This is a genomic window from Acidocella sp. MX-AZ02 (assembly GCF_000306035.1).
GTDB classification, from domain to species: domain Bacteria; phylum Pseudomonadota; class Alphaproteobacteria; order Acetobacterales; family Acetobacteraceae; genus Acidocella; species Acidocella facilis.
In genome coordinates, this window is sequence record NZ_JH976211.1 from 10,709 (window position 1) to 18,929 (window position 8,221).

The 8,221-nt window shown below is 54.8% G+C and carries 10 protein-coding genes; 4 read left to right on the top strand and 6 right to left on the bottom strand.

The features are described from left to right. Positions 1-33: 33 nt before the first annotated feature. Positions 34-483, bottom strand: a complete 450-nt coding sequence (locus MXAZACID_RS16440) for a helix-turn-helix domain-containing protein (RefSeq protein WP_039885715.1) — start codon at positions 481-483, stop codon at positions 34-36. A 118-nt stretch (positions 484-601) separates the two neighbouring features. On the opposite strand from MXAZACID_RS16440, the gene MXAZACID_RS16445 reads away from it, so the two are divergent. Beyond that, on the top strand, positions 602-1,786 hold the full coding sequence (locus MXAZACID_RS16445; protein WP_008495650.1) for an MFS transporter: 1,185 nt from the start codon (positions 602-604) through the stop codon (positions 1,784-1,786). A gap of 51 nt (positions 1,787-1,837) precedes the next feature. Here the strand turns inward: MXAZACID_RS16445 and MXAZACID_RS18455 are convergent, their stop codons facing one another. The 3 genes from MXAZACID_RS18455 to MXAZACID_RS16455 form a co-directional block, all read right to left on the bottom strand. Next, a complete protein-coding gene (locus MXAZACID_RS18455; RefSeq protein ID WP_008495651.1) occupies positions 1,838-2,185 on the bottom strand; it encodes an SH3 domain-containing protein in 348 nt (115 codons plus the stop codon). 471 nt (positions 2,186-2,656) lie between these two features. Next, complete coding sequence (locus MXAZACID_RS16450) at positions 2,657-4,018, bottom strand: hypothetical protein (protein ID WP_008495653.1); 1,362 nt, start codon at positions 4,016-4,018, stop codon at positions 2,657-2,659. 12 nt (positions 4,019-4,030) lie between these two features. After that, positions 4,031-4,294 carry a hypothetical protein gene (locus MXAZACID_RS16455; protein WP_008495654.1) on the bottom strand — a complete coding sequence of 88 codons (264 nt, stop codon included), beginning with the start codon at positions 4,292-4,294 and terminating at the stop codon, positions 4,031-4,033. A gap of 939 nt (positions 4,295-5,233) precedes the next feature. On the opposite strand from MXAZACID_RS16455, the gene MXAZACID_RS18460 reads away from it, so the two are divergent. After that, positions 5,234-5,791, top strand: a complete 558-nt coding sequence (locus MXAZACID_RS18460; protein ID WP_083878860.1) for a toxin-antitoxin system HicB family antitoxin — start codon at positions 5,234-5,236, stop codon at positions 5,789-5,791. Positions 5,792-5,863: 72 nt separating this feature from the next. Then, positions 5,864-6,133, top strand: a complete 270-nt coding sequence (locus MXAZACID_RS18910; protein WP_144052856.1) for a hypothetical protein — start codon at positions 5,864-5,866, stop codon at positions 6,131-6,133. A 344-nt stretch (positions 6,134-6,477) separates the two neighbouring features. Here MXAZACID_RS18910 and MXAZACID_RS16460 read toward each other — a convergent pair whose 3' ends face one another. Beyond that, a complete protein-coding gene (locus MXAZACID_RS16460) occupies positions 6,478-6,711 on the bottom strand; it encodes a hypothetical protein (RefSeq protein ID WP_008495655.1) in 234 nt (77 codons plus the stop codon). Positions 6,712-6,943: 232 nt separating this feature from the next. On the opposite strand from MXAZACID_RS16460, the gene MXAZACID_RS16465 reads away from it, so the two are divergent. Continuing rightward, complete coding sequence (locus MXAZACID_RS16465) at positions 6,944-7,372, top strand: hypothetical protein (RefSeq protein ID WP_144052857.1); 429 nt, start codon at positions 6,944-6,946, stop codon at positions 7,370-7,372. 339 nt (positions 7,373-7,711) lie between these two features. Here the strand turns inward: MXAZACID_RS16465 and MXAZACID_RS16470 are convergent, their stop codons facing one another. Then, positions 7,712-7,930, bottom strand: coding sequence for a helix-turn-helix domain-containing protein (locus tag MXAZACID_RS16470; protein ID WP_008495657.1), 219 nt, complete (start codon positions 7,928-7,930; stop codon positions 7,712-7,714). Positions 7,931-8,221 lie beyond the last annotated feature (291 nt).

Sequence of the window (8,221 nt, forward strand, 5' to 3'; positions counted from 1 at the left end):
ATGTCGCGCAAACCCTAAAATCTGCGACGTCGCTTAAGGCGCTTTTGGCGAGCGCATACCGTCAGACAGTGACCTCTTGGCCCGAGTGTTACCGCGCCGGCTTGCCACCTCCATAAGGCGTTTAAAGGTCGGACACTCCATATGGGATGGAGCTGAACAATCCGCGACATGGCGCAACGTGTCGCGGAGAGCGATTAGTTCGCGAATTTGACGGTCGAGACTGTCGGCCTTCTCATGCAACACGGCGCGTGGCAGGTCGGGTGCGCCATGCTTGCCGAACATCCCGGAAATCTCTTCAAGCGAAAAGCCGGCTAATTTCCCCATGGTGATTAGTTTAATCTGTAGCAGCACTTCGGGCGGAAACTGGCGACGCAGGCCATGGCGGAAGATTGAGGAAATCAACCCAACCTCTTCGTAATATCGCAGCGCTGATGGACGTATCCCGGTCTTTGCGGATACCTCGCCAATATCCAGAAATCTCATGCTTGACCTCAAGTCAACTTGAATTCGTAGACTGCCCTCTAGCAGCGTTTTAGGCAAGAGGGGCAAGGGCATGGAACAAGTAGGATCACGCACACCGAACAGGACAAATCGCAGGATCATGGCGACGCTGGCGCTTTCGATGCTGCTTTCGTCTCTCGGAACCAGCATTGCCAACATTGCCTTGCCGGCGCTGACCGATGCGTTCTCCGCGCCATTCCACCATGTCCAATGGGTCGTCATTGCCTATCTTGCGGCCCTGACGGCCTCGGTCGTTTTCGTTGGTCGGTTTGGCGATATCTATGGGCTGAGGCGCATGTACCTTGCCGGCCTTGGACTGTTTTCCATAGCCTCGATGTGCTGCGGTCTCGCGCCAAGTCTTTGGACTTTGATCGGAGCAAGAGCGCTTCAGGGTGTTGGTGCCGCCTTCCTGATGACCTTGACCATAGCGCTTGTGCGCGAAACCGCGAGCGAAGAGCGCATGGGGCGGGCTATGGGACTCCTTGGCACAGTGTCAGCGCTCGGAACGGCCCTTGGTCCCTCACTCGGAGGCTTGTTGGTTTCTGTAACCGGCTGGCGAGGAATTTTTCTAGTGCAGGTTCCCCTTGCGGTGCTGACACTGATCCTTGCCTTTGCGTCGCTGCCGCATGAGGCTGGCAGGACGGAGGAGCGGCATCCTGCCAGCCTTCGCACGGTCCGGGTTACGACGCTGTTGCCCAATCTTCTCGTCAATCTTCTTGTCGCTGCCATCATGATGACGACGCTCGTGGTTGGCCCGTTTTATCTCGGTTTTGGTCTAGGTTTGAGAGAGACACTGGTCGGCTTAGTCATGTCGGTCGGCCCGATGATCTCGATTTTCAGCGGCGTCCCCTCAGGACGGGCAGTTGACGCTTGGGGGGCGCAGCGTGTTCTCGGTGTCGGTCTGACCATGCTCGCCGCCGGAGCGTTCTTGCTATCGATCCTGCCGGAAAGTTTCGGTGCCGTTGGATATGTCCTGGCCATTATAGTTCTGACGCCGGGCTATCAGCTCTTTCAGGCCGCCAATAACACCGCTGTCATGGCGGACATTCCAAAAGATCGGCGTGGTCTGATCTCCGCGCTGCTGAGCCTTTCGAGAAACACCGGCCTAATCCTGGGCGCGTCCGCAATGGGGGCTGTCTTTGCCTTTGGTGTCGGGACAGGCGATTTCAAACAGGCATCTCCGATGGCGGTCGCGGGCGGAATGCGGCTGACATTCCATCTTGCTGGCGGTCTGATGCTTATCGCGCTCGGGGTGGCTTTCTGGCCTTCCAAAAGGGATGCATAACCTAATTGCTTCAGTATGTGGATATGAGCTGCTTGTCGCGTAACTTGTAAATTACGCGACAGCCAAGGCTAAGTTTTTTCGTGGAACCCAACCTGCGGAACCAGCTGCAGATCGGCAGTATACCCAGCCGTGAGTTTCTTTTTCGCCGACGAGAACTTGACCCACCTGGCACGTGAGTTCGATAGCCGTGTACTCTTCCTTAGCAAAAGGGCCCACCTCCCCCTGGCAGACCAGGCTGTCTAGTATCCAACCCTCCAAACCATTAGCAGACCGGGCCCATAACCAAATATGGCCATCCCAATTGTCCTGGCGGCCTGTGAGATAAATCGACTCACCAGCAGCCAGACGAATTGGATCTGTGTAAGTAGCCTTCCAATTCTCGATGACAATGAAGTTCATACACTCGTGGTAGCACGATCAGCTTTGTCGCGTAATTTGTCGCAGAAATCCTTGAACTCGCGACAAAGACACGCGACAAAGAAAACCCATACAAACCGGCAGGAGGGAGGGCTGTCGCGTAATTTACAAGTTATGCGACAACCTCTATCTCACAAGGGCCGATTGCGGAAGGGCGGCTATCGTGGACAAGAGGCGAACTACAGCGGATGCTGGATGCGCACCCGCCATTTCAGTGTCCGCGACCATTTCGCAGAACAGGGATTTGGCGACCGAATAGGGGCAGGCCCTTCGCAACTTAGCGGAATGGCGAGTCATGGGGCGCAATCGGCGTCAGATGCAGCCCCTATTCTTCCGTTGGCGCTCGTCTCTTACCGTCATCCATTTCTCAAATTCGTGGACGGTTTTGGCACAAACCAACAGTACCCCGACACCAAGGCCAGCGAGTTTTAGAAACTTTTCCAAATCCATCTCTCAGTCCTCTTTCTTCACCGACGATCCGCGTAGCGCATCAAGCTCTGCCATCATTTTCAACATTATCGTTTGGTGGTCCTGAGTCGCGTTCCTTGTTGCTTTGTCGCGCCACTCGCGGAAGCTGGACACGAAGCGTTCGACATTGGATTCCAATTCCTCTAGGAAGCCTTTCTCCCTCGTGCCGAAACTCAAGGTTTCCCGCCCCAGCAACTCAGCCTCCATCCATGCCAGCGGCGACGATGCCGGCGACATTACTTCGGACGTGTCGAGGTTTGAGTTCAGTTTGTGCCAGCCGGTTTGCAACACTTGGCAGTCGATGAAAGTCTCAGCGAGCAGTGCGGGCGTGATAGGTTCAAAGCGAGCGTGTGAACGTAGCCGATACGGCCAAGTATTGCCGTCAGTGCCAGGCGGCATTTCAACTGTCGCCCCCTCCACCAGACGGAAGCGGCCTTTCTCGAATCTGCCCTCATGTGGGACCTTATCGATGGTCCCGAAATCGACCCACGGCGCTTCAGGGTGCCAAGCCAGGGGGCGCACGGCTAGGCACGGCCAGAATTCCATGTAGCCGACAATCTTGTCCGCCAGGTCCCAGCCGAGGGTAAGACAGGCCTCCTCGGCGCCAATCACTTCTCCGTTCACTTCTCTGTCTGCGCCCTCAAACAGCAAGCGTGCGGACGCGGAGGACCGGATAATCGTGGTCAGGCACACAGTAGGCCAATGAGAGGTCGATCGGTCCCCGAATTCCTCCTGCTGCCACCCCGTAATATTCCTGGTCAAGTCGTATCCATGCACAGCGGACAGTTCCTGCGCGGAACGGAAGAATTCTCGTAGCCGATACTTTGGGCTTTCGACCAAAACGGCCAGTTTGGCTCTCAGCAGTTGCCATACCGCTTCAGCTGGCGTGAATTTCACCATGTCGATCTCCGAGCGTCCGCTGAACGCGTTGGAGCCCTCAGTCAGCATCATGATGGCCTTGTGTCTCGGCCATCCCGCAAGCTCGGCTGCCGAGAGTGCCAGCTTCAGGTAGTTGAGCGGGTGGGCATGGAGGCGAGCCTTGGCTTTCCGCTTACTCTTATACTCAGGCAACAGGCAGTAGCTGTTAAGTGCATTGACGGCGCCAGCGTCTGACGTGCCGGGACGCACACCAGCTTTGATGACAATATCTCCTTTCTTGAAATTTTTCTTTTCGGCCTTGGCGCGACCTATGATTTCCGCCAAGTTTCTCGCAAGCGTGTTGCGCTCGTACTGTGGCAACACCCCTTTGTAGGCCAGAATTTGCTCATTGACGAGGCGGGCAAGATAGATGTTCGCCGAGCGCGTCTCGCTCACCGGGTCGCCGCCGGTCTGTTTTTCGTCAGCCATGTTGTTTTTCACTCAGAAACGGCGGCGATAGCGGCGGCCGTCGCGCCCGGAATTCCAGATGACGGCACAAGTCCTCACAACGCCATCGTCGGTAACCACAGCAACCAGGCGTCCGATCTTGCGGCACCAATCTTTCGACACACCCTGATGGGCCATCTCGCGCAGCGCGCTCTGGCTGGCCGTGATCGCCACATCGCTACTGCCGACCGGAACCTCCGTATCCCCCCATGCAAGCAGGGCCCCCAACATGGCGTCTGGCACACCACGCTGGCGCATGCGAGCCTCGCAATGTTTTGAATGTCTTATCATCGCTGCACCTCTTTGTTGGTGGAGGCAGTATCGCGGGGAAAAATAGGGACTTCTCTATGATCTGTCGAGAATTGGCATTCAAATCTGCATAGATTTGATTTCTTGTACTGCATAGATTTTTTTAGCAGAACGACGACGCCTTGTTGGACCTACCCCAACACTCCTTCATTCCACGCCAGGGCCGAGTCCGGGCACGTCTAGGAGAGGCGCACTATCACTCCGTCTGCGACGCCGTTGGCAGGTGATGTTCCACTGTGCTCCTACTTGGATGGTGCGCAGGCGGAAGCGGTTGGTTATGGCCCGTCAAAGACGGCTCGCTGAATCAGGCCAGGTCCGCTATCCGGAATCGGCCTTGACCTATGGAAGGAACGACCGGCACGGGCGCAAACCTTTTGTCGCACAACTTAGGATTTACGCGACAAGCCAGCGAAGGCAATGCATTGATAAACATACACATCTGACTATTCGCACGTGGAGCGGTGTGGGTACAATCCCGACAAGGGCAGTCAGGCAGGGGCAGGTTTTTGCCAGTGCCTGCTCCAAACCCGCCAGTCCGTTATCGGCCCGTCTTACCCGTAAGCGACTCCGCATGTCTATATTATTAGACGCGCGACCTGCTTAAGGATTGGGTATCACCCGCTTGTGGCCGAGGCTAGTGCCGGACGTTCCGGTCATGGCAAAGTCGGGCCGTAAGCGGAAAGTCCGCTCACAGATTAAACCTCTCGAAAGCGGATATCCGTCAAACTCAGAATACAATGTAACGGCCCCTTGTTGACACTTGCCGTCAACTGTTTTATCTACACATCACATGACGGCAAGTGATGGCGGGCAGTGGACCGCAAGTGTAAACGTATTATCGATGGAAAAACTTACAACACCGAGACAGCGACTAAGCTGGGCGGTTGGATGGATGACGAGTACGGGTTCGAGCAAGGAGAATATCTGTATCAAAGCCGGTTGGGAGCTTTCTTTCTTTACTGCTTCTCAGACGATGGTCCAGAAGGACCAGAGCAGGAAATAAAGCCTTGTGCACCAGATCAGGCGCAAAGATTCCTTGAACGACATGAGAGCTACAGCGTCGACCTCATTGAGTCACTTTTTGGCGAGGCACCAGAGGTTGGATCTGGAGAAATTAAATTCACTCTGAGACTCCCCGAAAGCCTGCGGGACCGTTTGGCAACGCTGGCAAAGGAAAACAATCAATCTCTCAACGCTTGGATGGTTCGTTGTCTAGAAAGAGGGAGCGAGGTCGTGGCTGACATTGAAGTACCCGTAACGATGGCTCTGTTGCAGATGGGGGGAAAATGCCCAAATTGCGGAGAGCTGCAATGTATTATGTATGCAAGAAAATTGTCCAGCTTGCAGGCATCTAATTGTGTCGTCGAGTGTTGTAATTGCAGAAAGAGAATGCGCCTTTCCGATTGGATGGGAGGGGGAAAACCCGAGACAAAAATTTCGAACTAAGCCTATCGGCACTTCACTACCAACGCAGTGCCACCCTCTCACATAATCCCTGCCGTTTAAGGATCAAAAACAATGAAATTTGTTGTTCGAGCCTATTTCAACGATTTTGGAAATCACGAACCGGCAATAATTGTCGGTCAAGTGAGGCGCCTTGCCGATGAGCTGGGTTATCACGGCATAGTGGCTAAGCGGCGCCAGACAAATGAACGAATTCTTCAAAGAGGGTATTTGCGTATCGTTCTACCCACGCGGCGTCTTGCGAGACGTTACCAGGAACTTGTGGCGGAGTTTTGGGGGCATCTTGTGACGACAAAGCGCTTCCGGAAACGGATGGACGATTGATCGGCTTGACGCCGTCAGGCTGAGCTCTTGGCAGTGGTAGTCATTTGATTGGAAGGCTTTTCCGAAAGTCTTGAGTTTTGGCAATCTCTCTCTCGGAACGGCGGCTATCGGGTCATGGGCACGAGGCTGGGAACGACCGCCGTGGGCTCTGAGCTGCCGGCTCAATCCGGCTTCCCCTCCTGGTATATCCAATGCCCCCAATTCGTTTCCCACATCGGCCTTATTCGCTCTGCGTAGAAACGATTGTGAGCGTTTAAATCCGGTTGCCCCGTGTTGAGGATAGGAAACTTTTTCTGAGGGCCGCCTACGAGGGGTTATCTTCTCCGAATTCCGGCGCGTGATGCTCATTTCGGCATAAAATTAACGCCGCCATCCGCCTGAAACACGACACCTGCTGCTTCGAGGGCCAATTTAATGGCGTTCAGGTTCGCTTTATTAATCGGCGGAACATCGTCGGCCTTCTCTGCTTTAATTACGGTGACCCGCCCCAGGCACGCCAAATCCGCCAGTTCAGCTGACGTAATTTTGGCAAAGGCCCGCCCCGCCCTGATCTGCGCACCGGTAATCATCTGCTTCATCCAAGTTTGTTTTCACCAAAGATCTTATAGCATAAAATAGACCAAAAACATAACATACATTTTTGGATTCTTTTTTGAATCTTTTCTATTGTTTTGTATTTAAACTATGTTATACAATCCTGGTGAGTTCGTAACTCTGCCGGCATTTCGGGGGGATGATTACGGGCTCATGCGGCCTGGCCGCGTGTTGACGCACGCGACCAAGCCTGACTCAACCCAAGTGGAGATACACATGGATCAAGCTAATAACGACTATACCGCCGATTCCGCTCATGCGCCTACCCCAAAGGCCGAGCTTCAGGAGAGCACCATCCCGACGGTGACGGCACCGATGCATCTGCCCCCCTCAGCGCCAGACGACGCAACCTACACTGAGAGTTTTGTGCGCCTCTGCGCCCAGCATGCTGCCAACAGGCAAGCCGTGATGGACAGTCCTCTCGACCCGGAAGATAGCCCGAACTGGCCCGCCTATACAGCCACGCATGATGCAATCTCAGGTGCACGCCCCCGAAACCTTCCGGAATTGGCCGCCAAAGCCCGTGCCGCCAAAGCCGAGACATTTATAGAGCTTGGCAAGGAAGATCCGACCAACGGCGCTGCTCTCGATTGGGCCTGGCAGCTTGTAAATGACCTGATCCGGCTTGGTGGAGAGGCTGTTTGAGCGCCGGAGGCCATCTGGCAGCGACAGAAGCTGCACTCTTGCGCGCACTTGATCTCTCCCGCGCCCTGGGGTTCATCGTGACGGCAGAAACGGAATACACTGGCAGCGTGTTCTGTACGTCGATTGAGTCAGTAAATGCATGTCTGCGGGAGTCGATTCAGACCGCGATCAACCATACAGCTCAATTGATACAAGCCCCCCGGCTGTAGAGACCTGATTCAGACGCGCCGACCTAAGCGGCACCCTCGATCGGTTACGGATCGGCGGCCTCCTATACGTGGGATTTTCATCCTGGTAGTATGGAGGCCGCCCATTATCAACGCACCTAAAGTATAGCCGTCACCGCCGCTCGTCTGGCTTCAAGAGCTCGATCGGGGTGACGCCTAGCGCCTCCGCCAGCTCATACAAAGTGATGACGGTTGGGTTGCGCCTTCCGTTCTCCAACCCACTCAAATATTGCTGGCTAAAGCCAGATCTGGCTTCGACCTGCTCTTGGGTTAGCCCCTTTTCCTGCCTAAGACGGGCAAAATTCTGTCCTACCAAATTACGCATATCCATCCGATACGGATATGCCTTTACATACTATAAGTTTATAAACTATAGTATGTATATGATATCCGAATCACCGTCGCGGGGACTGTGTAGACGCTCCCGGTAGCTAGAAGCCCAATTCAGGCACCAACGCGCTGTCTCGTGTCCAAGCCTCCCGCCAATTGATGGTTGTCGCAGCCCGCCTGCTTCTGTCGTGACGACTGCCCGTTGATTGACGTCCCCTCACCTGCCCTCAGGGTAAATCACATGCGCCCGGACCTCCGTAGTATTCTGTTTGAACGTTATCGAAAATTGTTC